The sequence below is a fragment of the Methylobacterium sp. SD274 genome (genome assembly GCF_017355285.1).
Taxonomy (GTDB): Bacteria; Pseudomonadota; Alphaproteobacteria; order Rhizobiales; family Beijerinckiaceae; genus Methylobacterium.
The window spans coordinates 189,139-212,850 of the sequence record NZ_JADIJP010000006.1 but is presented as its reverse complement, the minus strand read 5'-3'; the positions used below and the strand labels follow the sequence as shown (position 1 = coordinate 212,850).

Annotated in this window: 21 protein-coding genes; 7 read left to right on the top strand and 14 right to left on the bottom strand. The window is 65.2% G+C overall.

From position 1 onward, the window contains the following. Positions 1–413: 413 nt before the first annotated feature. The 6 genes from rpsA to xseA form a co-directional block, all read right to left on the bottom strand. A complete protein-coding gene (gene rpsA, locus IPV08_RS08210) occupies positions 414–2,144 on the bottom strand; it encodes a 30S ribosomal protein S1 (protein WP_056433243.1) in 1,731 nt (576 codons plus the stop codon). A 283-nt stretch (positions 2,145–2,427) separates the two neighbouring features. Continuing rightward, a complete protein-coding gene (locus tag IPV08_RS08205; RefSeq protein ID WP_207411496.1) occupies positions 2,428–3,006 on the bottom strand; it encodes a hypothetical protein in 579 nt (192 codons plus the stop codon). A gap of 156 nt (positions 3,007–3,162) precedes the next feature. Continuing rightward, positions 3,163–3,873, bottom strand: a complete 711-nt coding sequence (locus IPV08_RS08200) for a DUF1013 domain-containing protein (RefSeq protein ID WP_056433259.1) — start codon at positions 3,871–3,873, stop codon at positions 3,163–3,165. A gap of 269 nt (positions 3,874–4,142) precedes the next feature. After that, positions 4,143–5,087, bottom strand: a complete 945-nt coding sequence (locus IPV08_RS08195) for a ribose-phosphate pyrophosphokinase (RefSeq protein WP_019903469.1) — start codon at positions 5,085–5,087, stop codon at positions 4,143–4,145. 125 nt (positions 5,088–5,212) lie between these two features. Beyond that, on the bottom strand, positions 5,213–5,440 hold the full coding sequence (locus tag IPV08_RS08190; RefSeq protein ID WP_056433705.1) for a DUF4170 domain-containing protein: 228 nt from the start codon (positions 5,438–5,440) through the stop codon (positions 5,213–5,215). Positions 5,441–5,711: 271 nt separating this feature from the next. After that, on the bottom strand, positions 5,712–7,337 hold the full coding sequence (xseA, locus tag IPV08_RS08185) for an exodeoxyribonuclease VII large subunit (protein ID WP_207411472.1): 1,626 nt from the start codon (positions 7,335–7,337) through the stop codon (positions 5,712–5,714). A 577-nt stretch (positions 7,338–7,914) separates the two neighbouring features. Here xseA and purD point away from each other — a divergent pair. Further along, complete coding sequence (purD, locus tag IPV08_RS08180) at positions 7,915–9,198, top strand: phosphoribosylamine--glycine ligase (protein ID WP_207411471.1); 1,284 nt, start codon at positions 7,915–7,917, stop codon at positions 9,196–9,198. Positions 9,199–9,282: 84 nt separating this feature from the next. Continuing rightward, complete coding sequence (locus IPV08_RS08175) at positions 9,283–9,453, top strand: hypothetical protein (protein WP_207411470.1); 171 nt, start codon at positions 9,283–9,285, stop codon at positions 9,451–9,453. 9 nt (positions 9,454–9,462) lie between these two features. Here the strand turns inward: IPV08_RS08175 and IPV08_RS08170 are convergent, their stop codons facing one another. Both IPV08_RS08170 and otsB read right to left on the bottom strand, forming a co-directional pair. Beyond that, positions 9,463–10,473, bottom strand: a complete 1,011-nt coding sequence (locus IPV08_RS08170) for a glucokinase (protein ID WP_207411469.1) — start codon at positions 10,471–10,473, stop codon at positions 9,463–9,465. Between the two features lie 126 nt (positions 10,474–10,599). Then, positions 10,600–11,352, bottom strand: coding sequence for a trehalose-phosphatase (gene otsB / locus IPV08_RS08165; protein ID WP_056433270.1), 753 nt, complete (start codon positions 11,350–11,352; stop codon positions 10,600–10,602). Between the two features lie 235 nt (positions 11,353–11,587). On the opposite strand from otsB, the gene IPV08_RS08160 reads away from it, so the two are divergent. From IPV08_RS08160 to IPV08_RS08150, 3 genes are all read left to right on the top strand, one after another. Then, complete coding sequence (locus IPV08_RS08160) at positions 11,588–12,082, top strand: DUF427 domain-containing protein (protein ID WP_207411468.1); 495 nt, start codon at positions 11,588–11,590, stop codon at positions 12,080–12,082. Between the two features lie 183 nt (positions 12,083–12,265). Beyond that, entirely contained in the window at positions 12,266–13,507 is a 1,242-nt protein-coding gene (locus IPV08_RS08155) for a serine hydrolase domain-containing protein (protein WP_246747856.1), read from the top strand. 57 nt (positions 13,508–13,564) lie between these two features. After that, complete coding sequence (locus IPV08_RS08150) at positions 13,565–14,242, top strand: IS1595 family transposase (protein ID WP_207411467.1); 678 nt, start codon at positions 13,565–13,567, stop codon at positions 14,240–14,242. Between the two features lie 864 nt (positions 14,243–15,106). Here the strand turns inward: IPV08_RS08150 and IPV08_RS08145 are convergent. The 6 genes from IPV08_RS08145 to gyrB form a co-directional block, all read right to left on the bottom strand. Beyond that, positions 15,107–15,358 carry a hypothetical protein gene (locus IPV08_RS08145; protein WP_207411466.1) on the bottom strand — a complete coding sequence of 84 codons (252 nt, stop codon included), beginning with the start codon at positions 15,356–15,358 and terminating at the stop codon, positions 15,107–15,109. Positions 15,359–15,548: 190 nt separating this feature from the next. Continuing rightward, positions 15,549–17,618: a hypothetical protein gene (locus IPV08_RS08140; protein ID WP_210348279.1), complete on the bottom strand. Its 2,070-nt coding sequence runs from the start codon at positions 17,616–17,618 to the stop codon at positions 15,549–15,551. A 704-nt stretch (positions 17,619–18,322) separates the two neighbouring features. Then, on the bottom strand, positions 18,323–18,961 hold the full coding sequence (locus IPV08_RS08135; protein WP_207411465.1) for a DUF2147 domain-containing protein: 639 nt from the start codon (positions 18,959–18,961) through the stop codon (positions 18,323–18,325). A 361-nt stretch (positions 18,962–19,322) separates the two neighbouring features. Beyond that, entirely contained in the window at positions 19,323–19,532 is a 210-nt protein-coding gene (locus IPV08_RS08130; RefSeq protein ID WP_056433285.1) for a hypothetical protein, read from the bottom strand. A gap of 372 nt (positions 19,533–19,904) precedes the next feature. After that, on the bottom strand, positions 19,905–20,225 hold the full coding sequence (locus IPV08_RS08125; RefSeq protein WP_207411464.1) for a hypothetical protein: 321 nt from the start codon (positions 20,223–20,225) through the stop codon (positions 19,905–19,907). Between the two features lie 24 nt (positions 20,226–20,249). Then, the gene (gyrB, locus tag IPV08_RS08120) at positions 20,250–22,712 is read right to left on the bottom strand and encodes a DNA topoisomerase (ATP-hydrolyzing) subunit B (protein ID WP_246747855.1); all 2,463 of its coding nucleotides are present in this window, start codon (positions 22,710–22,712) and stop codon (positions 20,250–20,252) included. A 250-nt stretch (positions 22,713–22,962) separates the two neighbouring features. Between gyrB and IPV08_RS08115 the strand changes: the two genes are divergently transcribed. Then, positions 22,963–23,331: a type II toxin-antitoxin system RelE/ParE family toxin gene (locus IPV08_RS08115; RefSeq protein WP_207411463.1), complete on the top strand. Its 369-nt coding sequence runs from the start codon at positions 22,963–22,965 to the stop codon at positions 23,329–23,331. Further along, the gene (locus tag IPV08_RS08110; RefSeq protein WP_207411462.1) at positions 23,328–23,705 is read left to right on the top strand and encodes an XRE family transcriptional regulator; all 378 of its coding nucleotides are present in this window, start codon (positions 23,328–23,330) and stop codon (positions 23,703–23,705) included. The genes IPV08_RS08115 and IPV08_RS08110 overlap by 4 nt, the downstream gene beginning before the upstream one ends. Positions 23,706–23,712: the final 7 nt, after the last annotated feature.

The window sequence follows — 23,712 nt, the reverse complement described above, 5'->3', positions numbered from 1 at the left end:
ATGGGGCTATGTGTCCAAGGCCCGAAGAGGTCCGAATCATGGCGAGCCGGCACGAGCTTATGGCCGACCACCGCCGATGAAACGTGAGTGCTGTTTTCAGCTGATTAAAGTGCGACCCGAATGTCATACGTGGCTGCCACTGCAGACGAGTGTCCGGCACCGGCTATGTCTCGAAAAGTGGCGTGTGCAGTTCGAGCCGTTTCTTCGGTCGCCCGGTTCCTAGCCGATGGGCCGGCGGTCAACAATCTGCAGGATGCAGCAATCCGTTCAAACGTCGCGTTTTGAAACCGTCCTGTGATGAGGTCTCGTACCAAGACACGAAAACGCCCGCGCGAGAGACGATCCCGCGCGGGCGTTCCGAGACATGGCGTCCAGCTCGAACGAGCTGGACGCCATTTGTATCTGCGCGGGGCTTAGTCCTGCGCGTCGTCCTTGTCGTCGCTGGTGCGGGCCTTCTTAAAGGCAGCACCGAGGATCTCACCGAGGGAGGCGCCGGAATCGGCGGAGCCGAACTGGGCCATCGCCTCCTTCTCCTCGGCCATTTCCAGGGCCTTGATCGAGAGCTGGACCCGACGCGCCTTGCGATCGAACTGGATCACGCGGGCATCGAACTTCTCGCCGGCGGCGAAACGCTCGGGACGCTGGTCGCCACGATCGCGGGCGAGTTCGGCCCGGCGGATGAAGGTGGAGAGATCGGTGTCGACGATCTTAACTTCGACCCCCGAATCCTTCACTTCCACCACTTCGCAGGTCACGATCTGACCCTTCTTGAGTTCGCCGGCTTCCGTGAAGGGGTCGCCGCCGAGCTGCTTCACGCCGAGCGAGATGCGCTCCTTCTCGACATCGACGTCAAGAACCTGGGCGCGAAGCATGTCGCCCTTCTTGAACTCTTCGATGACCTGCTCGCCGGGGCGGTTCCAGTCGAGATCCGACAGGTGAACCATGCCGTCGACGTCGCCGTCGAGACCAATGAACAGACCGAACTCGGTCTTGTTCTTGACCTCGCCCTCGACCTCGGAGCCGACCGGATGCTGCTCGGCAAAGGCCTCCCAGGGGTTCTGGAGGGTCTGCTTGAGGCCGAGCGAGATGCGGCGCTTGACCGGATCGACCTCGAGGATCTGCACTTCCACTTCCTGCGAGGTAGAGACGATCTTGCCCGGATGGACGTTCTTCTTCGTCCAGGACATCTCGGAGACGTGGATCAGGCCTTCGATGCCCGGCTCCAGCTCCACGAAGGCACCGTAATCGGTGATGTTGGTGACACGGCCCTTGAGCTTGGCGTCGACCGGGTAGCGCTGGGCGATACCCTCCCACGGATCGGCGAGCAGCTGCTTGATGCCGAGCGAGATGCGGTGGGTCTCGTGGTTGATCTTGATGATCTTGACCTTGACCGTCTGGCCGATGGTCACGACCTCGGACGGGTGGTTCACACGACGCCATGCCATGTCGGTGACGTGGAGCAGGCCGTCGATGCCGCCGAGGTCGACGAACGCGCCGTACTCGGTGATGTTCTTGACGACGCCGTCGATGACCTGGCCTTCTTCAAGGTTGGCCACGAGCTCGGAGCGCTGCTCGGCGCGGCTCTCTTCGAGGACGGTGCGGCGCGACACGACGATGTTGCCGCGGCGACGATCCATCTTGAGGATCTGGAACGGCTGCGGGGTGCCAAGGAGGGGCGTGACGTCGCGCACGGGACGGATATCGACCTGCGAGCGCGGCAGGAAGGCCACGGCGCCATCGAGATCGACGGTGTAGCCGCCCTTGACCTGATTGAAGATCGCGCCCGTGACGCGCTCATTGGCCTCGAAGGCCTTCTCGAGCTTGACCCAGCTCTCCTCGCGGCGTGCCTTATCGCGCGAGATGACGGCCTCGCCGAGGGCGTTCTCGATGCGGTCGACATAGACCTCGACCTCGTCGCCGACGGCGAGTTCGCCTTCGCGGCCGGGGCCGTTGAATTCCTTGAGGGCGACACGGCCTTCCGTCTTGGCGCCGATGTCGATGACGGCCACGTCCTTTTCGATCGCGACGACGCGACCCTTGACGACGGACCCTTCGGTGATCTCGTGCTCGAGGAAGCTCTCCTCGAGGAGAGCCGCGAAGTCGTCGCGGCTCGGGCTACGCTGCAGGGCGTTACCAGCGGTCATTCTGTCTCCTGACAGGCCTCTCGTGCGAGGCCGGCGTCGGCGGTTCGTGTGACGGGGCACCCTCGGCGATCACCGCCCGCGGCCCCTGATGGGATCCGACAGGCTCACCCCCCGTAGGAGGGCCAACGCAATATGAAGCGATGGTCGAGGGCCATTCTCCAACGGGCCGGTGACGGGACGAGACGCCCGCGCGCAGTCGAATCCGATTGGAGGACGGCGCTCCCATACCTGATCTCGTGCGTTTCGGCAACATAACGCTTCGGATCGTTGGTGGGTGGGGCGATCAGGTGAGCATCCAGCGAGGCGTCTCGGCGTGGCGCAGCCAGATCGCGGAGGCGATCGAGAGTGCCTCGAGTGGAAGAACCACATCGCCCCGGCCCTTATCCCAGAGTTCGATGCCGGAAAATCCAACCTTGCGGATCGTAAGCCAAGCGCCGAACGGGAATGTCGCGTCGGTCCCCTCGCCAGGGCCGAAACATTCTTCGAAGGCGAGCGGATCAATCATCATCTGATCGTATTTCCGCAAATGCTCGGCCATCGAAACCTTGGATCGGAACAGGATGCGATCCCGGCTATACGACGAAAAACACGGCTCATATTCCGTCAGCGTCATCGAGAGCTTGCCGCCGATGCGTAAGTAGGGCGGGTTTGGGCCAGTCTCGTCGAAATTCAGCGGGCTCCAGCCCTCCTCGCTCATCAACGACTCCGCCAGGGTCACAGGCTCCGACGCTGCCATGCGCGAGACAACATCCCCGGTCGCCGCGTCAGGGAGTGATCCTGTCACTAGGATGTCCGGTCCGAATCCGTGGCTGCCCGGCTGGTGCTCCGCCACATCGTGTCCTGTCTCGCGAGAGGCCATTATCCGCCCCGAAAAAGTGTCCCCGTGGATCGAGGAAGATCAATATTACTCATTTTCTTATGGTTGGCGATCATGCGGTGCACCAACACGAAGAAGGGCGCTGCAACAGCAGCGCCCTTGGGATGATTCGAATGGATTGTGGTGTCGTCGAGGTAACGATTATTCCTCGTCGTCATCCTCAGTGTTGCGCATGCCCTTGAGTTTGGCGAAGACCGAATCCGCGTTGAGCTTCTCGTCGCGCTCGTTGCGATGATGCTCGTCCGCCTCTTCGTAGCTGCCTGCGGTGGACACCTCTGTGGGCAACAGGGTCGCGCCGGCATCGGTCGGCAGAACGGCCGGTCGGTCCTTGGCGGCGCGCTGAACCTCGAAATCGAGATCAATCTGCGTGCAGAGACCAAGGGTCACCGGGTCCATCGGCTGCAGCGAGCTCGAATTCCAGTGAGTGCGCTCACGGATCTGCTGGATCGTCGATTTGGTGGTGCCGACGAGGCGGATGACCTGCGCATCCTTCAACTCCGGGTGGTTGCGGAGCAGCCAGAGGATGGCGTTCGGCCGGTCCTGGCGCCGTGACAGAGGGGTGTAGCGCGGACCCTTGGTGGTGCGCTTGACCTCCGGCAACTTCACCTTCGAGACGGCAACCTTCAGCTTGTAATTAGGAGATTTCTGCGCTTTCTCGATCTCGTCGCGGGTAAGCTGACCCGTGGTGATCGGGTCGAGGCCCTTGATCCCGGCAGCGACTTCGCCGTCGGCAATACCCTTCACTTCGAGCGGGTGAAGCTTACAGAAATCGGCGATCTGCTCGAAGGCGAGCGAGGTATTCTCGACCAGCCAGACGGCGGTCGCCTTCGGCATTAGCGGACCTTGGGACATGCTCTGTGGCTCCGACGTTAGCGGGGAACGGGCGGCGCCGGGCATCGGTCCGCAGGCTCCGGATGAATCGATCCGGAAGTCCCGTCTCACGCTCTCAAAAGGGGATCAGCGTATATAGGCGGCGGCAGAAGAGCGCGCAATTGCCTTCGCGTCCAGTCACCGCCGACGGAGGACCCGCGCGACGCGAGGTCCCTGAGATTTTGGCGTCGAGCGCCGTAACTTGGCCAGCTGACGATGACCGCTGCCGTATCGGTCAGGCATCGGGCCAATCAGACGAACAAGCTCGACACACTCGATTCTGTCGCGGTCCGACCGATGGCCTCGCCGAGCAGCGGCGCGATGGTGGCCACGCGAATATTGCGGGCGAGCTTGACCGCCTGTGTCGGCTGGATCGAATCGGTAATCACCAGCTCTTTCATCCGCGAAGCCGCGATGCGGGAGACGGCGCCGCCCGAGAGCACCCCGTGGGTGATGTAGGCTGACACATCCTTGGCGCCGGCGTTCAGTAGGGCTTCTGCGGCGTTCACGAGCGTACCGCCGGAATCGACGATGTCGTCGACGAGGATGCACGAACGGCCCTCGACCTCGCCGATGATGTTCATCACTTCCGATTCACCGGGGCGCTCGCGGCGTTTGTCGACAATGGCCAGCGTCGCGTCGATGCGCTTGGCGATGGCGCGGGCGCGGACCACACCACCGACATCGGGCGAGACCACCATCCATTCCTTCGGGTCGAGACGCTCCTTGATGTCGCGCACGATCACCGGCGCGGCGAAGAGGTTGTCGGTGGGGATGTCGAAGAAGCCTTGGATCTGGCCTGCATGGAGGTCCAGTGTCATCACGCGGTCGGCGCCGGCTTCAGTGATGAGGTTGGCGACAAGCTTAGCCGAAATCGGGGTGCGGCCGGAGGTGCGCCGGTCCTGTCGAGCATAGCCGAAATAGGGGATCACCGCCGTGATGCGCCGCGCCGAGGAGCGCCGCGCCGCATCGATCATGATGAGCAGCTCCATCAGGTGGTCATTGGCGGGGAACGAGGTCGATTGAACGATGAATACGTCCTCGCCGCGGACATTCTCCTGAAGCTCGACGAAGATTTCCATGTCCGCGAAGCGACGGACCATGCATTTGGCCAGGGGAAGCTCGAGATAGGCGGAAATCGCCTCCGCAAGCGGACGGCTGGCATTTCCAGCGATGATCTTGATCGAGGACTTCATGCCGCCGTCTTCATCTCACATTTTCCAGCCGCGCCAGATACCGGCCCATCGGCGCGGCACCCATTACAACCCCCGCCCCGGCGTCACAATGCCTTCACTTATGATTGGGGGATGCCCTGCACAGATCATGGCTCCAGCAGGCGATGGAGATGGACGATGAAATAGCGCGTCTGAGCGCTGTCGACGGTGGCCTGTGCCTTCGATTTCCAGGCGCTCTGCGCGGAGGCATAGTCCGGAAAGATTCCGACGATGTCGAGCCCCTTCACGTCACGGAAGTTGACGCCGTCGAGGTTCTCGAGCTCGCCGCCGAAGACGAGGTGTAGCTTCTGTCCGCTGTCGATCGTGGTGGTCATCGTCTCTCCTTGGCCAGCCTGCGCAGGGCCGATACGGGCGGTGCTGAGGTCGTGTTTCGACGCGCCGCCATGCATTTCAACCGTTTCTGAGGAAAATCCCTCCGTTGGCGGCTTTGCTCCCCAGCGGCGAGACTTCAGCGGATGCCTTTAGCGGTGTTCTCGACGGCTTGCGAGCCACGGCGGGCCAAGACGCATCGCTCGCGCCAAGGTTCACGGCCATGCCATGCGTCTGCGGCAGGACTTGTTCGACAGGACCTACGGCGTGATCGGGTCATAGCTCGAACAGGGATTGCTGCGGCGGTGTTTCCACCGTTTTCCGCGACTGCCGTTTACGCTTCGGAGGCTCTGCTCCTCCCGGCGTCGGAGCATCCGAAGCCTCCGTCCGGGCGAGAAGCGTGCCGTCGGCGAATTCGAGGCTCAGGCGCTGGCCCGACATAGCCGATGCGGCGGCGCGGACCGGTGCTCCCTCCTCGTCGCGCACGAGGGCAAAGCCTCGGGCAAGAACCGCGCGGTAGCTCAATGACCCGAGGAGCGATGCGAAACTGGCGAGCCGGTCGGCGCGCCGCTCGATCAGGCGATTGGCTGCCTGTCCCAGGCGAGCGTCGAGCGCGCCGAGCCGCTCCTTTCGGCGAACAGCCTCCGAGCGAGCACGCACGAGGGTCTGCTCGCGGGCGACCACGAGGCGGCGGCCGAGATAGGCTAGGGCCTCTCCTTTGCGCGCCGCATAGTTCCGCAGGGCCGAGTGGGGACGATCGGCCACCAGGGCGAGCCGACCACGCGCCTGAGTCAGGCGCAATTCCGGCGGATGACGCCCGAGCCTGTCGAGCAGGCGGCCGAAACGAACCCGGTAATCGCGTGCATTGCCAGCGAGCGCCGGCATAAGCCGGGCCTCGGCAAGGTCGAGGCGTTGGCGTTTTGCCGACAGGAACGCATCCGCGCCCGGCATGGCGCGGAGAAGCGCGCGCAGGTCTGAACCCTCACGGTCGAGCCTGCGCTGGACGGCTTCGCGTTGACGATGACCAAGGTCGCGGATCTCGGCGATGAGATCCGCGCGAACGGGAACGGCCATCTCGGCAGCTCCGGTGGGAGTCGGCGCACGTCGGTCCGAGACGAAATCGATGAGGGTGGTATCGGTCTCGTGGCCTACCGCCGAGATCAGGGGAATGGCGCTTTCCGCGGCGGCACGGACCACGATTTCCTCATTGAACGCCCAGAGATCTTCGATCGAGCCGCCACCTCTGGCGACGATGAGCACGTCCGGCCGTGGGATGGCGCCGTTCGAGAGAAGCGCATTGAAGCCGCGGATGGCGGTCGCGATTTCCTCGGCCGCGCCCTCCCCCTGGACGCGTACGGGCCAGACGAGGACCGGCCTCGAAAAGCGGTCTTCCAGCCGGTGAAGAATGTCCCGAATGACGGCGCCGGTCGGCGAGGTCACGACCCCGACGACCCGGGGTAAGTAGGGAATCGCGCGCTTGCGCTCGGCCGCGAACAGCCCCTCCGCCGAGAGGACACGCTTGCGCTCCTCCAGCAAGGCCATCCAGGCACCGATCCCCGCCGGCTCGAGGGTCTCGACGACGATCTGGTAGGAGGACTTACCGGCGAAGGTGGTGATGCGGCCGGTGGCGACCACCTCCAAGCCTTCCTGCGGCCGTTGGCGCAGGCGGTTGAAAGTCCCCTTCCACACCACCGCGTCGATCCTGGCGGTCCCGTCCTTCAGCGAGAAATAGGCGTGGCCCGAGCCATGCTGGCCGCGATAGCCGGAAATCTCGCCGCGCAGCCGGACATGACCGAACGCGTCCTCGAGCGTTCGCTTCAGGGCCGAGGCGAGATCCCCCACCGACCATTCGGGAGCATTGGAGATCGGCGGAGACGTTGATGGAGGAGGAACGAGGGCCATGTCGCGGCGGACGCTAGGCTCGGCACGGACGCGGGTAAACCCCGGAGCGAGCAGGCAGCGTCAGAAGATCAGGGCCAGGAGTAGGATGCCCGACAGCACCGGCGCGACACCAATAGCCACGGCCCAAGGCCAAAACGCCGGAATATGGGATGGACGATTGTCATTGGCAGCCTTGACGGTGACACGACCGCTTTGAAGAAACTGCGACAAACGCACTCCCGACCCCGGCGTCGGGGCCATTGGCGGGGAAGCGGAGTGGCGACATCCTGGCATGACGATATTCAACTCGGGGACAGCCGGCATCGTTCCTCCGATTATCATCGATCATATGCGGTTGGGGAATGAATTTCGTGCGTGCCAAGCATCCTCGAAATCACGGGAATCCGCGACCGGGACCGTGGCCGGGATTTTCCATCCCCTGCTTTTCGGGGGAAACGCCATGCCGGGATGCTTAGGGGGCGGCGCTGCGAGGCCGGGACAATGCTATGGTGGAGAGCCATTCGGCGCATTGTGCAGGCTCTTGTCCATACCGGTTCGGCATCTCGCCATGCCTTCCTTGTCCTTCGAAGCGTGACTTATGAACATCCTCCTCATCGGCTCCGGCGGACGCGAACATGCGCTGGCTTATGCGATCGCCAAAAGTCCGCTTTGCACCCGCCTGTTCACGGCTCCGGGCAATCCGGGGACGGCGGAATATGGCGAGAACCGTCCCGATCTCGCTGTCGCCGATCATGAGGCGGTGAAGAAGTTCTGCGAGACCGCCGGGATCGGCCTCGTGGTGGTCGGGCCGGAAGCGCCGCTGGTTGCGGGCTTAGTCGACGATCTCCAGGCGGCCGGTATCCGTGCCTTCGGACCCACCAAGGCCGCGGCGCAGCTCGAAGGCTCGAAGGGATTCACCAAGGATCTGTGCACGGAACGCGGCATCCCCACCGCCGCCTTCGCCCGGTTCACCGATCAAGATGCCGCCCTCGCCTATCTGGCGCAATCCGGTGCGCCCATCGTGGTGAAGGCCGATGGGCTCGCTGCCGGCAAGGGCGTCGTGGTGGCGGAGACCTTGGATCAGGCGGAGAACGCTGTCCGCTCCATGCTCGGCGAGCCGGGCGCCGAGATCGTCATCGAGGAGTGCCTGTTCGGTGAGGAGGCGAGCTTCTTTGCCCTCTGCGACGGGACGAACGCCGTGCCGATCGGAACGGCGCAGGACCATAAGCGCGTCTTCGACGGGGATCGCGGCCCGAATACCGGCGGCATGGGCGCCTATTCCCCGGCCACTATCCTGACGCCCGCCCTCGAACGGGAGGTGATGGAGACGATCATCGCCCCGACCCTGGCGGGAATGCGCGAGCGCGGGACGCCCTTCACCGGCATCCTCTATGCCGGGCTGATGCTGACGGCCGATGGCCCTAAGCTCATCGAGTACAACACCCGCTTCGGCGACCCCGAGGCGCAGGTGCTGATGCCCCGTCTCGCTTCCGATCTGGTGCCGGCCCTGCTCGCCGCCTGCGAGGGCGACGTCACCGGCATCGCGCTGCAATTCGATGCCCATCGCGCCGCACTGACCGTCGTGATGGCGGCGGCCGGCTACCCCGGCGCGGTGATGCGCGGTTCGACGATCCGGGGGATCGCCGAAGCCGGCGCCAACAACGCGGTCATCGTGTTTCAGGCCGGCACGCGGGCGGAGAATGGCCATATCGTCGCCGATGGCGGCCGGGTGCTGGCTGTGACGGCCACTGGCGACAGCATGATGGAGGCCCAGGCCCGCGCCTATGCGGCGGTGTCGCGGATCGATTGGCCCGAGGGCTTCTGCCGCCGGGACATCGGCCGGCGGGCCGTGGCCCGCGAAGTGGCGGGGGATGGCATCTGACGAAGCCGCGCCCTTGAAATTCCGGGCGCCCGCTCATCTTGCACGGTGACGGCCGGTATCGCGCCGGCGCGGAGGAATCGACCGATGGGCTACGTCTCGAAGACCGTGATGGAAGAGGGCAAGTCCGCCAAGATCGCCGGCCAAGCGGATGCATCCAACCCCTACCCCGCCGGATCGCAGAACAGCGCCGACTGGCTCGAAGGCTACACCTACGACGAGGCGGAGCAGAACGTCGACAACGAGTCGGACGAGTAGCCGCCCGGATCAGTCCTCGGTCCAGACCTGCCCGTGATACACGAACACCTCGGGCCGGTTGGCCAGGGCGGCGAGACCGGAAAAGGCTGGATCCTGGACGGAAATCACGCTGGTGGGGATCGCCTCCATCTGCGTGACGAAGGGCGGCTTGTGCTCAAAGGACCGCCGGAAATCGCCCTTTTTCAGGATGGGCAGGATTCGCGGGGCGATGCCGCCGCCGATATAGACGCCGCCCGTGGCGAGGAAGGTCAGGGCGAGGTCGCCGCAGACTCGGCCGAGCAGCTTGGCGAACAGTGTGACGGCCTCGGCCGCAACCGGGTCGCTGCCGTCGATACCCGTATCGGTCACTTTGGCGGGCTCGGCGTCCACCGCCTCTTGGCCGGTGCGGGCGAGATGGATGGCCTTGTAGAGCCGCGCGAGGCCGGGTCCCGAGAGCAGCGCCTCCACCGTCACCCGCCCCTCGATACGCTCTACATGCCGCCAGATCTCTTCCTCGGCCGCATCTGTGGGGCCGAAATCGACGTGGCCGGCCTCGGTGGAGACGATGGCGAGACGGTCTGCGTAGGGGATGACGGCCGCCGCGCCGAAGCCGGTGCCGGGGCCGAGGACGAGCCTCGTCCCCTGGTCGCCCTTCAGCCCGCCATCACGATAGGGGCCGATTGGCGTCAGGTCGGTGGGGGCGATATCCACGGCGCCGGCGGCGACGGGGACGTAATCGTTGACGACCACCGCCCGCGAGAGGCCGAAATCCCGGCCGATCCGCGCGCCTTCGATGACCCAGTTCGCATTGGTGAGACGGACGGCGGGGCCATCGATCCGGGCGGCGACCGCCAGGATCGTCGAGCGCGGCGCCGGTCCGTCATACTTTTCGAGAACGGAGCCGATCGCGGCGCTCGGGTCGGGGAAGGCGTTGGTCGGGACATGGCCGACGATCTCCGCCCCGGCGCCCGCCTCCGGCACGAGTGCGAAGCGGGCATTGGTGCCGCCGATATCGCCGACGAGGACCGGGAACTCGAACATGCGTGCGGTTGTCCTTCGCGCTGGAATCCGGGATTTCACATCTCGCCCGCCCTCGATGCGGGTGCGGGGCGTCACGGTCTGGTCTGCGGCACCGGCCCCGATGCGGGATCGCGGCCGGTCGCGCCCTCAGGCGGGCGGCAGGGCGTCGGGATCGATCGGCGCGCCATCGGCCCAGGCATAGATCAGCGCGCGCACCGCATCGGGATCGGTGAGGCGCCGCGTGGCGATGGTGTCGCTGCCGCCGATGCGGACGCTCACCCCACCCTCCTCGTTGACCACGGCGAAGGCCTTCTCATCGGTGAGGTCGTCGCCCAGAAACATCGCACGGCGGCCCGCATAGGGCGGCGCCTCGGACAGGGCGCGGATGGCATGGCCCTTGGTCGCGGAAGCCGGGACGATCTCGCCGACCGCCTTGCCCAGCTGCAGCCGATAGGCGTCACCGAGATCGGCCGCGGCCGCCTTCACGGCCTCCTCCGCCTGCGCGGCATCGGTGGGCGTGGCGAGGCGCCAATGCACCGCGACGGAGGCGCCCTTGTCCTCGATCAGCACGGATTCGAGGTCGCGCACGGCGTCCTTGAGCCCCGTGATGCGGGCGCGCAGGGCAGGATGATCCTCGGCGCTGCCTCCCGACACCACCCCGTCGACCCGCCGCTCGACCCCGTGAAGGCCCGCCACATCGAACCTGGCGGGCGAGAGGAAGTCGTCGATCACCGCGATGGGGCGGCCGGTGACGATGGCGAGCGCCCCGCCGAGCCGGTCCCGCAGGCGCAGGAGCGCTGGCGCGAGCTCCGGGGGCACCACCACCTGGTCCGGGCGCGGAGCGATCTCCACGAGGGTGCCGTCGAAATCGAGAAAGAGGGCGAAATCCGTCACAGGCATTGTCCCAGGGTGTCTGGCTCGGGATGGCCGGCTCACCGAGACGGCCGATCCATCGGAGCGGCCGAATTTCTATCATCCGCGTCGCGAGCCGGGCTAGCATGGCCCGCGCCACGCGCAAACGCCGTGTCTCGAATATCGCCTGCGCGCCGGCCCCCATCGCGAAAACGGTCTCCCGTTTCCGGAAGGGTGTTCTCCCGGTAACCCATTGATACGCTTTCGAAGTTGGATGATTCCGATGCACCCCACCCCCCTGCCCTTCGGCCCCGGCCAGGAAAGCGTGTGGAATTATCCGCGCCCGCCGCGGCTGGAGCGCGTGTCCCGGCGCCTGCGCGTGGTGTTCGCCGGTACGACCGTCGCCGACACGGTGGCCGGGTACCGCGTGCTGGAGACCAGCCATCCGCCGACCTATTACCTGCCCCCCGGCGATGTGGCCGATGGCGTGCTCGGGCCGCCCATCATGGCGGGGATCTGCGAATGGAAGGGCCGCGCCGTCCTCCACGATGTCCTGGCCGGCGGCCATCGGGCGCCGGGCGCGGCCTGGGCCTACCCGGAACCCACACCGGATTTCACGGCCATTGCCGGCTACATCGCCTTTTATGCCGGGGCGATGGAGGCCTGTTTCGTCGGCGACGTGAAGGCCGAGCCGCAGCCCGGCGGCTTCTATGGCGGCTGGATCACGCCGGAGATCGTCGGCCCGTTCAAGGGCGGACCGGGCAGCATGGGCTGGTGAGTGCCACGTCCCGCGCTTTCCATGCGTTACGCGACGGCCCTTCGATGCGCCATGCGACGGCTCTTCGGCGTTTGACCGACAGCCGGCAAATACCGGTACCCATGGCGCCGAACGATGCTCTAAAGGCCGGGCTCAGGTTCGACGAGACGGCCGCGCGAGGGCGGTGAAGACGGAGAAGCGCGCATGCAGGACACCCCGGTACAGGACTTGCCCCTAACCGACCCGAAGGCCCTCGGCCTCTGCCCCGAGCGGCTCGAGCGGGTCGACGCTTGGATGCGCAGGCTGGTGGAGGAGGGCAAGCTCGCCGGCCTCTCGGTGATGCTGTCGCGGCGGGGTGAGACCGCCTTCTTCCGCGCCCATGGGCTGGCCGACATCGCGCGGGCGACGCCGTTTGCCGCCGATACGATCACCCGCATCTACTCGATGACGAAGCCGCTGACCTCGGTGGCGGTGATGATGCTCTACGAGGAAGGGCGCTTCCAGCTCGACGACCCGATCACCCGCTTCCTGCCCGAATTTACCGACATGCGGGTTTTCACCGGAGGCAACCGGGTGAAGGCCGAGACCGTGCCGGCCCAGCGCCCGATCACCATTCGCGACCTCCTCACCCATACGGCGGGCTTCACCTACGGCTTCATGGAGGCGACCCTCGTCGATGCGCTCTACCGGCAGAACGGCGTCGATTTCGGCGAGAACCAGGATGCGAGCCTCGCCGAGGTGGTCGCCCGGCTGGCGCGTCAGCCCCTCCTCGCCCAGCCCGGCGCGGAATGGAACTACAGCGTCGCCACTGACCTCCTCGGCCACCTCGTCGCGGTGGTCTCGGGCCAGGATTTCGGCGATTTCCTGAAAACCAGGGTCATCGACCCGCTCGGCATGGTCGATACGGATTTCTACGTGCCCGCCGACAAGGTCTCCCGGCTGGCGGCCAATTACAGTCTGTTCCGTGATCGCAGCCTCAAGCTCTACGACGACGCGGTGGGAAGCCGCTTCGCCACCAAGCCCGCGATCGCCTCCGGCGGGGGCGGGCTCGTCTCGACCGCATCGGACTACATGCGCTTCTGCCGCTTCATCCTCGGGCGCGGCGCCCTCGACGGCGTGCGGCTCCTGGGCCGCAAGACGGTGGAGCTGATGCTGATGAACCATCTGGGCGGCGACCTCGCCTCGATGGGCCAGCCGCGCTTCTCGGAATCCTCCTATACCGGAATCGGCTTCGGGCTCGGCTTCTCGGTCATGCTCGATCCGGCGCGGGCGCAGATCGTCGGCACCCCCGGCGAGGTCGCCTGGGGAGGCTTGGCCAGCACCTCGTTCTGGATCGACCCGGCGGAAGACCTCGCCGTGGTGATGCTGGCCCAGCTCATCCCCTCCTCGGCCCTGCCGATCAGACGGGAATTGCGGGTGCTGACCTACGCCGCGCTGGTGGAGTGACGGGGCTTTAAGCGATGCGTCGCCCTGGACCTGAGATCCGGGGCGAGGCAGGCCGGCATGAACCGGCGTGACGATGGAACCGGCAGCAGGCCACTTGGCGTCTCCTACAAGCGCACCTTCGTCTTCCTTCACAAACTCCGCGAGGCCATGGCCGTGGAGTTGAAGGGCCATGTCTTCGGCGGCGAGGGTAGGACCGTTGAGGTTGATGGCGGCTACTTCGGCGGCTACATCAAGCCCGCCAATCACAAGGCGAGCCGCGTCGACCGACGCCTTGCCAGGAACCAGAATGGCAAGCGTGAGTGCGTCGTGATCGTCCGCGAGCGCGGTGGTAATTCGGTCCCCGACGTGTTCCGCACCGAAGGCGCTGCTCTAAGCTTCATCAAGGCCCACGTCGCCAAGGGCACCGTCATTCAGGCCGACAAGGCCGCTTCCTGGGATGCCCTCCACGCTCAGTACAAGGTGACGCGCATCAACCACCGCGAGGCCTACAGCGAGGACGGCGCCTGCACGAACATGGCTGAGGAGTACTTTTCCCGCCTCCGCCGCGCCGCGCAGGACCACCACCACATCGCTGGCGTCTACCTCCTCCGCTACGCGCAGGAGGCTTCATGGCGCGAGGATCACCGCCGCGAGGCCAACGGCGCTCAGTACGAGGGGATTGCCGGTCTGGCGATGAAGCGCGGCCCGTCCGTGGGTTTCTGTGGCTACTGGCAGCGGCCTCTCAGAGCTGCATGATTTGTCGCAAGCCGCCTACTCCGCTAGGGTTCTCGCACCATATCTTTGAAGCGAATAAAGTGCTTCTCAACCAAATCCTAAGCGTGTTGCCGCACATATGGGAGGTCGCTGTGCTCATTGGGATCACGCTTTTTCACGCAACGGGCTTTCTGGAATGACGTCATGACAATCTTTGCGATCCTGATGCCGAGCCCCCAGCCAAACTTGGCGCGCGTTATTGCGACCAAATTCCCGAATGACTCATTTCAGGTCGGAGAGACGCAGTGGCTAGTATCCACGAACAGCACCGTAATCGACTTGTGCGCGACGCTTGAGATATACGACGTTAAAGAGCCAAATAAAGTCCAGAGCGGTAACGCGATTGTTTTTGCGATATCATCTTATTTTGGCAGGGCTCCTAGTACGGTGTGGGATTGGATTAAAGTTAAACTAGAGGGAAACAGTGGCTAACTCTCTGCAGGATCAGGGGTCAGAGCCGCCGAAAGAACTCGCCAACGTTCCCCCTAACGTTTCGGCCGAGACTAGACAAACTCGCCTAATTGTTAAGGCCGTTGAAGATACGGTATCTGACATTAAAGGTGATATTAAGGATATTAAATCGTACCGACATTCGGATTTCGTCTATATAATAAGCATATTTGGAATTGGTTTCATGACATTGGCGGCTATGATTGTAGTCGCATACCTACGCATAGATGATAAACTTACTGCTATTAATAATAATGCTATAAGAACAGAAACAAAATTGGATGACCTTTTGAGAAGAGTGCCTCCGTCTCCGTTTCAGATACCAAGGCGATAATTAAATCACATACGATAGGGGGTGTGAACTTCGCAGACACCCTTTCAAATCGCCGTCTATACTTATTCCCTGGCGCTCCCCGCCTGCTTACTCTTCCACAGGCAGGCTCCGACGCGCTTCCGAATCATCTGCGCGACCTTGGGATCGTCCTTGTCGAGGCCACGCCCGACCATGACATGGTCCGCGATCTCCCGTGACGTGAGCGGCCCGTCACCGACGCGGAGCGCCCCCAGGACGAACCGCATCATCTCGCCATGGAAGGCGGCGTGAAGCGGCGGGTACTGGCGGTTCCCGATCTCTCCCACGTCTGCCACGGGATCGAAGATGCGGATGGCGCTGTTTACAGCGTCCAGTGACCTGACAAGCTTCAGAAGCTCGCCCTGAGTGTGTTCGATCTGGCCGGCGATCTCGGCCCGCTTGCGGTGTTTCGTCCTGATACCGGATGGAACCCTCCCGTCCGCGATCCGCGGACGGCCGCCCCGGTGTCGAGGTCGCGCAGAGAGGTCAGCGGCAGAGGCTTTGCCGCGCGAGGCAGGGCAGCAGGCTGTCTTCGGGGAAAGGCAGCGCCACCTCCCCTGTCTTGGATTCGAGCCTGGAGATCGCCCATTCTCCCTTCGCATCGGCGACAGGCTCGATGAGCCAGCGGAGGGCGCGGACCTGGTCGCGGCCTCTCTCGGCCGGGAGCCGCGCCTCGACATATTGCTTGGACCACCACAACATGCCGGAGGTGGGGAAGGTGACCGTGACCTTCTGCCTGGCCGCCTCGCAGACGAGCTGACGGACCCGGAAGCTGTTGCCCGGTGTGGCCTTCGGCCTGATCGCGGCTTCCAGCAGGCCGGAGCCGCCACCTGATGCCTTGAGGGCTTCCTGGCACCGGAGCTCGTCGCGCCGGGCGGCCAAGGCGCGGCTTCCTTCCTGGCAGGCCTGGACGAGGGGCCTGAGACTTTCATGCGACGGAATCGTGCCGCGCCCACATTGCAGGATGGGTGAGGCCGTGACGTCCGACACAGGATCGGCGGCGGCGAAGGCCCGATCGACTTCGCCCGTCGCAATGCGGACGGCCTCGGCTCGGGCGTCGGCGACCTTGCCGTTGAACTCCGTCACGAGGGCCGCCGGCGGATAGATCCCGCGCACATCGCTTGTGCCCATCAGGAACCAGTTATTGGCCTCCAGCCCTGCGAACGTCTTCGGTGCGGCCTCGATCCGCCCGACCTGCTCCTGGAAGACCTGCCGGACGCTTTTCGCCACGTAGTCTTCCGCCATTCCGGTGCAGGTCTTGTGGAGGCGCGACAGGGCATCGTTGCCCCATTGCGTGCCGACGAGCCGGTCGCATTGCGAGCGAGCCTCGTTGAGGGGGAGGCTCTTGAGGCTGTCGCCGCCGAACACCTCCTGAAGCTCCCGAGCGGCGGCCTGCTCCAGCTCGGTGCGACGGGTTTCGAGCGGGGCTCCGATGAAGCGGTCATAGGCCATTCGCGACACGTCGTTTCGGCGGAGTTCGTCCCTGCTGAGCTGCAACCCGTTCGTCTCACGGAACGACGTCAGGGTCAGGGGAAGGGCGAGGAGACGCTCCCGCTCCTCGCGCAGCCAGAGGGCGGCCTTCCGACGCTTCTCGATGTCGGGATAGGATTGAGACAGCAACCGCCCGATGGTCCTGCCGTCCTTGCAGGACTGGGCTTTCTGGAGAAGGTCCTCCGTGAAGGCACGGTCCCAGTATTCGACCGGTAGACCGACCGCCAGTTCGAGCCGCTCGACGTCGATAGAGCCGAACGTCGCCATTCGCTCGCACAAGGTATCCCCCGGGAGGGCTTCGAGCGGTCGCCCGCTCGCCGCGAGGCGGTCGGCGACGATGCGCAGGAAGTACAGGGCTGCCTGGCGGGCTGCCCCGTTTCGGTCGAGCGACCCTTCGGGCGCCAGCGTCAGGCTCGTCACCGCACGCATTTCCCCGACGGCCCGATCACGGGCGTCCGGCGGTTCGACGGGAAGTTCCGCGAGCCGCTTGCGTTCGGCGTCGTAAAAGCGCCTCCAGAAGCTCGGCGCGGCCTCGGCATAGCGCTGGCGATAGGCTTGCTGGTCCAGATCCGGCAGCAGGTCGATCGGCGGGAGTTTCTGCTGTTCCTCAGCGACGGTCCGCACCGTATCGACGGTCGGATGGGCCTCGCCAAGCAGACCGAAGAGACGATCCATGCGAGCCTTCGCGCTCTCGCTCCGGGAGAGCGTGAACGGCTCGCAATCGGATTGCGGCTTGCCCTGGCCGGTGAGCCACCGCCCCTGGAGGCTGTCGCCGTTCTGCCCGAATCGCACCGCGATCCAAGGGCGACCGCGCCGATCGACGAGGAGAAGACCACCATCCGTGTCCTGAGCGACCAACTCCAGCTTTTGGAAGGAAGACGCCGTCGTCTTGCGAAAGAAGACGTCGAATGACGATTCTTCCTGTCGGAATTCCCAGTCGTCCAGCGTCAACGCGCCGTTGCAAACATGGCTGCCATTGTAGAAGCCGGAATCGATTGCCTTGGTCTCCCCGGATAGTGCTCCGGAAATCGCAAGGATGACAAGGGATTTCAAGCTGAAATTCATGGATTGACTTGGATCTCCGCAATGCCGATCCATCGATCGACCCCTCTACAAAGGTCGACCGATGTCTTGGACAAGCAAAGTCTATGTCGAGCCTGCGGCGCACTCAACGTTTGGCCGAATGGGGCCCCGACCGATGGAAACAGACCGGCTCTGGGCGGTCGTTCCCGACCGGACGTGGCGCAGACGCGCAGCGTCCAGTGTCCCTCACACGATGAAGCCGGCCACGCGCACCGTCGGGCACTCGTGGGTGGCTTCGTTGTCGAGGGTCTTGGGGATCGGTCGAGGGTCTTGGGGATCGAACGTCGGAGGTGCGGCTCCGGTGTGGCTGCAGCCGGTCGGGCCTGCCGGAACCGCTACGCCGAGCGCCGAGTGATCCCGGTCGCCTCCTCCGCCGCGCGCCTGGTCCGGGGGACGTCCCCGGACGGCTCGAAGACGGTCAGGGGTGGCAGCTTCGCGATGATGCCGGCGGGCAGTGGCTCCCCGGCCAAGCGAGGGGCCTGATCCCAGGACGGGTCTTGATCCGCAGATAGGTCTTGTCGTGCAACCGGACTCCCGACGCCCGCTTACCGTGCGAACTCCCTGATCGTCAGGAGTTCGCACGGTAGCGGCACGATCCGGCCGTGCAGGACGTCATCGAGCGGATACGAGCGGCCGTCGATCATTCCAACGACCCTCGGCCGGATCGAACGGTTCCGGCCGTCGTGTTACTCGGCCGGCTTGGCTGCCGGCTTCGGTGCCGTGGCGGCCGGTTTGGCGGAGGATGCGGCAGGCGTGCCGGCTCCCCCGGCCGGCGCGGCCTTCGGCGCCCATTCCGGATCGGAGCGGGGGCCGCCCGGGCCGTTGGTCGGGCCGGTGATCTGGCCCGGTGCCGTGTCCGTCACCTTGGTCCAGGCCTGCGACATGCACATGAAGCGCAGCATGCAGCCGCGCACGGTGAGCTCGCCGGGCTTCTCGCTCCAGATCGTCACATCGTAGAACGACCCGTCCTCGGCGTTGTAGATCTTGCCCTCGTAATGGTTCTCGGCGTTCGGCTTGATGCCCATGATGAGCTGGTGGCCGAGGGAGGGGCGGGCCTGCTTCTTCGGGTCGGGATTCTTGAAATCGACCCGGGGTTGGCCCTTGTCGTTCAGCGGCACTTTCAGCCAGACGACGTAGCCGCAGACGTGATCGTTCTTGGCGCCGCATTTCTCGATGCGGACACGGGCTCGCCCGTCCTCGGTGAGCCAGGTGCCGCTCGGGTCGTTGGGAGCGGCCACGGCGAAGCCCGATATCGCGCTGAGCGCGAGGCCGGCGATCGGGGCCAAGAGGCGCCCGGCCATTGCCGAAATGGGTCGATACGTCATCCAGAAAAAATCCTTAACCCGCCCCGAAACGCAACCGCCCGTCCCTGTGCCGCCCATCCATACGGAGGCGTGACACAGGACGCGATGGCAGGAGCCGCCCATCGTCTGAAGGTCCCCGCTTCGGACGCGAAGGTGACCGGATCATGACCGGCTCGCGGCGTCCTAACGGAATTCGGGACGCGTGCGAGAGAATTCTTCGTGAGGTTCGGGAAGAGACGCTACCGTATTCGACACATGAGAAAGGGCCGGTGCTTCCGCACCGGCCCCGATCTCGCCCTTCGTGATGGAACCGACCTTGTGCCGAGCCTCTCTAAGCTTGACCGATCGGTCTCGCCTGACGGGTCCGGCGGGCGGCTGGAGCTTACTCGGCGGCGGTCATGCCGGAGGTGAAGTGACCGCACCAATCCTTCGAGGCCACCACCGGCCACAGGCCGGGCGACTTCGGCTCGGGCTGGCTCACCGGCGGGTTGTAGCGGCAGAGGCCCTGATCGGCGGCAGCCTGGCCGCCATTGATCTTGTGGTCGTCGAAGAAGCGGCAGGCCTCGCAAGCTGCGCTGGTGATCTGTGCCATGGGTCTCTCCAATATGTCCGGGCCGGTTCGGGACGCCCCCGATGCGCCTGCCCCTCAGTTGCTAATTAGAATAAGTCCAATCTGGCGTCAATGGTTCCTCGGACGACGGAAGGTCCGTTGCCGAGCGCTGCGCCGGTGGAAGCGCCTGTGCCGGCGGACGTGATTCAGCGGCCGCGCGGCGGAGCCGAGGCTCGGGAAGTGGAGTTGGTGCAGACGCTTACGCTATCGGCTGATCGGAAAGACGGGTCCTGCCAGCCGGCATCGCGCCCGGAGCGCGGGCTTCTTCGGCGGCGGTCGCTCGGAAGAGATGGGACATCCTGTCGCCTGCCTCGCACCGGCGATGGAGAACTCGGCCGGGCCGGAGGACCGGCCTCAGGCGATGCCTGGGGTGTCGTCGTCCTCGTCGATCAGGCTCAGCGTGCGGAGGATCGCGAGGGCGACCATCTCGGCATCCACCTCACCTTCGGCCGTGGCCGGCAGGATCGCCACGGTGCTGACTTCCTGTCCGGAGAGACGCCCGACGACGACCTTGTAGACCTCCCCGCCGGGCGCGTCGTCGTCGCGGACGAGGCAGACGCGGTGATCGCCGGCCTCCCCGTAGACGCGCTGCGTCGTGACCTCGACCCGGTCGTCGTCGCCGACGGGCTCGGGCCGACGCGGCTGACCGAAGGTCGGACGGATGATGTTGCTCATATCGACCCTCCCGGTCGCGTTGGCTCAGACGTCGAGATTGGCGACGCTGAGGGCGTTCTCCTGGATGAACTCGCGTCGCGGCTCCACCACATCGCCCATCAGCTTCACGAACAGGTCGTCGGCATCCTGGGTGTCCTTGATCCGAACCTGGAGCAGCGAGCGGACCTCGCTGTCGAGGGTGGTCTCCCAGAGTTGCTGCGGGTTCATCTCGCCGAGCCCCTTGTAGCGCTGGAGCTGCAGGCCCTTGCGCCCGAAGGCCATCACCGCTTCGAACAGACCCACGGGGCCGTGCAGCACGGTCTCCTCGCCCTTGCGGGCATAGGTCACCGGCTCGCCGTAGATCTCGCGCAGGGCCTCGGCCCGGTCCGACAGGCGGCGCGCCTCCTGCGAGGCGATGAGCGAGGCATCCAAGGTCACGACCTGGCGCACCCCGCGCAGGGTCCGGCTGAGAACGTAGCCGCCTTCGCTGACGGAGCCTTCCCAGCCCTGCTCGATATCGTCGGCGATGACGTCCATGCGCCGGGCGATCTCGGTGGCGCGCTTCGTCGCCTCGTCGGGGTTCTCGTCCACGTTGGTGCGGAAGGCCCCGGCGATCATCGCCTGTTCCACCGTGGCGCGGTCGTAGCGCGTATGCAGCGCCTGCATCAGGCCACGGAACTGGCGCGCCTCCTCCACCAGGGCCTTCAATTGCGGCCCGCCGAACTCGGCGCCCGATGCGAGCCGGAGCACCGCCCCGTCGACGCCGGCATCGATGAGGTAATCCTCCAGCGCCCGCTCGTCCTTGAGGTAGATCGCCGTCTTGCCCTTGGCGGCCTTATAGAGCGGCGGCTGGGCAATGTAGACGTAGCCGCGCTCGATCAGCTCCGGCATCTGCCGGAAGAAGAAGGTCAGCAGCAGGGTGCGGATGTGCGAGCCGTCCACATCCGCATCGGTCATGATGATGATGCGGTGATAGCGCAGCTTGTCCGGGTTGAAGCCCTCGCGGTCGGTGGAGGAGCGGCCGATGCCGGCGCCGAGCGCCGTGATCAGCGTGCCGATCTCGGCCGAGGACAGCATCCGGTCCGCCCGCACGCGCTCGACGTTCAGGATCTTGCCGCGCAGGGGGAGAACCGCCTGGAAGTGGCGGTCGCGGCCCTGCTTGGCCGAGCCGCCGGCGGAATCGCCCTCCACCAGGAGGATCTCGCATTTCGACGGATCGCGCTCCTGGCAATCGGCGAGCTTGCCGGGCAGCGAGGCGATGTCGAGTACGCCCTTGCGGGTCACGGTCTCGCGGGCCTTGCGCGCCGCCTCGCGGGCGGAGGCCGCGAGGATGACCTTGCCCATCACGGATTTCGCCTGGGCCGGGTTCTCCTCGAGCCAGTTGGAGAGGCCCTCGTTGAGGACGTTCTCGACGGCCGGGCGGACTTCCGACGAGACCAGCTTGTCCTTGGTCTGGGACGAGAATTTCGGGTCGGGCACCTGCACCGAGATCACGGCGGTGAGGCCCTCGCGGCAATCCTCGCCGGTGAGGGTGATCTTCTCGCGCTTGGTGATGCCGGTGGATTCGGCATAGCCGGTGATCTGCCGGGTCATGGCGGCGCGGAAGCCCGCCATATGGGTGCCGCCGTCACGCTGCGGGATGTTGTTGGTGAAGGGCAGCACGGTCTCGTTGAACGAGTCGTTCCACCACAGCGCGACCTCGACGCGGATGTTGTCGCGCTCGGCCCGCACGAAGACCGGCTTCGTCATGCCCTCGATCGGTTTGCGCGAGCGGTCGAGATAGCGCACGAAGGCCTCGATCCCGCCCTCGTAGAACAGCTCCTCGCGCTTGTGCTCGGCATGGCGCGCGTCGGTGAGGACGATGCGCACGCCGGAATTGAGGAAGGCGAGTTCGCGCAGGCGCTTTTCCAGCGTCGCGTAGTCGAACTCGATCATCGTGAACGTGTCGGTGGAGGGCAGGAACGACACTTCCGTGCCGCGCCGTCCGTTGCCGTCGCCCACGACCACCAGCGGCGACACCGCGTCGCCGTGGCGGAACTCCATCGCGTGCTCCTTGCCGTTGCGCCAGATGCGCAGGCGGAGCCATTGCGAGAGGGCGTTGACGACGGAGACGCCGACGCCGTGCAGGCCGCCGGAGACCTTGTAGGAATTCTGGTCGAACTTACCGCCGGCATGGAGCTGGGTCATGATGACCTCGGCGGCCGAGACCCCCTCCTCCTTGTGGATGTCGGTGGGGATGCCGCGGCCGTTATCGGACACCGTCACCGAGCCGTCGGCATTGAGGGTACAGGTGACGATGTCGGCATGGCCCGCCAGCGCCTCGTCGATGGCGTTGTCCACCACCTCGTAGACCATGTGATGCAGGCCCGACCCGTCATCGGTGTCGCCGATATACATGCCGGGCCGCTTGCGCACGGCATCCAGCCCCTTGAGCACGCGGATGGATTCCGCCCCATAGGCCGTAGCCGCCAGGTTGCGGGAGGTGTCGTCGTCGGTCATGTCGGACATCAAGTTCCCCAGGCAGGCGGGTCTTTGCTTGATTTTCGTGCCCCGGCTCGGTCCCCGGGTACGCCTGCGATTCGTTCAGTGGGCTATATATAAGCGGTGCGTCTTGAAAATGCACCGCATGAGCACGGTCAGTCCCCGTGCCGTCCCGACGATTCCCGGGCTTGCCGCCACGCTTGACCTCGCTGCACTCTCAGCCTGCATCGAGGGTCGTGCCGACCCTTTCGAAAACATACCATGCAGGGTATGAAGAATGGGCTGGCGGGTCGAGCTTCACCATGAATTCCGGCGCGAGTTCGATGCGCTGCAGGAGGCGGTTCAGGACGAGTTGTTGGCCATGATCGAGCTTCTGAAGGTCGCGGGCCCTCAATTGAGACGGCCTGGGGCGGATACGCTCAACGGTTCGAAGCATGCCAACATGAAAGAGCTTCGCTTCGAGGCTGACGATGGTGTCTGGCGGGTGGCCTTCGCCTTCGACCCTGCTCGAACCGGCATCCTCCTCGTCGCGGGGGACAAATCCGGTGTTTCGGGAAAGCGTTTCTACACCGCGTTGATCAAGCGGGCCGACGCTCGTTTCGACCAGCATCTGAAGGCCACATCCAGGGATGGGAGTTCCCGGTGACCGACGACCATCGCCCTGTTTCGGCGGACGACATCCTCGCGACGCTCACGCCGGAGCGACAGGCACGGATCAGAGCGCGCGGTGCCGAACTGATCGCCGAGGAGCTCGCGTTGAGTGACCTGCGACGCGCCGAGGAGATCACCCAGGCAACCGTCGCCGAACGGCTGGGTGGCCGTCAGGTCTATGTCTCGCGCCTCGAGAAGCGCGCGGACATGAAGCTATCGACCTTGCGTGCCTATGTGCAGGCGATCGGCGGCGATCTCCAACTCCTGGTGACGTTTCCGGAAGGCCGCTCCGTACGTCTGAAAGACATCGGTGCGGCCGTTCCTCGTGCCCGCAGAAGACCGGCCCGGAAGATCAAGTCCACCGAATGACATCACA

Coding starts and splice junctions, on each gene's coding strand:
- IPV08_RS08115 (WP_207411463.1), top strand. CDS start 22,963: ATGGGCTGGCGGGTCGAGCTTCACCATGAATTCCGGCGCGAGTTCGAT.
- IPV08_RS08125 (WP_207411464.1), bottom strand. CDS start 20,225: ATGAGCAACATCATCCGTCCGACCTTCGGTCAGCCGCGTCGGCCCGAG.
- purD (WP_207411471.1), top strand. CDS start 7,915: ATGAACATCCTCCTCATCGGCTCCGGCGGACGCGAACATGCGCTGGCT.
- rpsA (WP_056433243.1), bottom strand. CDS start 2,144: ATGACCGCTGGTAACGCCCTGCAGCGTAGCCCGAGCCGCGACGACTTC.
- IPV08_RS08150 (WP_207411467.1), top strand. CDS start 13,565: ATGAACCGGCGTGACGATGGAACCGGCAGCAGGCCACTTGGCGTCTCC.
- IPV08_RS08135 (WP_207411465.1), bottom strand. CDS start 18,961: ATGACGTATCGACCCATTTCGGCAATGGCCGGGCGCCTCTTGGCCCCG.
- IPV08_RS08170 (WP_207411469.1), bottom strand. CDS start 10,473: ATGTTCGAGTTCCCGGTCCTCGTCGGCGATATCGGCGGCACCAATGCC.
- IPV08_RS08160 (WP_207411468.1), top strand. CDS start 11,588: ATGCACCCCACCCCCCTGCCCTTCGGCCCCGGCCAGGAAAGCGTGTGG.
- IPV08_RS08155 (WP_246747856.1), top strand. CDS start 12,266: ATGCAGGACACCCCGGTACAGGACTTGCCCCTAACCGACCCGAAGGCC.
- IPV08_RS08195 (WP_019903469.1), bottom strand. CDS start 5,087: ATGAAGTCCTCGATCAAGATCATCGCTGGAAATGCCAGCCGTCCGCTT.
- gyrB (WP_246747855.1), bottom strand. CDS start 22,712: ATGTCCGACATGACCGACGACGACACCTCCCGCAACCTGGCGGCTACG.
- otsB (WP_056433270.1), bottom strand. CDS start 11,352: ATGCCTGTGACGGATTTCGCCCTCTTTCTCGATTTCGACGGCACCCTC.
- IPV08_RS08130 (WP_056433285.1), bottom strand. CDS start 19,532: ATGGCACAGATCACCAGCGCAGCTTGCGAGGCCTGCCGCTTCTTCGAC.
- IPV08_RS08175 (WP_207411470.1), top strand. CDS start 9,283: ATGGGCTACGTCTCGAAGACCGTGATGGAAGAGGGCAAGTCCGCCAAG.
- IPV08_RS08200 (WP_056433259.1), bottom strand. CDS start 3,873: ATGTCCCAAGGTCCGCTAATGCCGAAGGCGACCGCCGTCTGGCTGGTC.
- xseA (WP_207411472.1), bottom strand. CDS start 7,337: ATGGCCCTCGTTCCTCCTCCATCAACGTCTCCGCCGATCTCCAATGCT.
- IPV08_RS08190 (WP_056433705.1), bottom strand. CDS start 5,440: ATGACCACCACGATCGACAGCGGACAGAAGCTACACCTCGTCTTCGGC.
- IPV08_RS08140 (WP_210348279.1), bottom strand. CDS start 17,618: ATGAATTTCAGCTTGAAATCCCTTGTCATCCTTGCGATTTCCGGAGCA.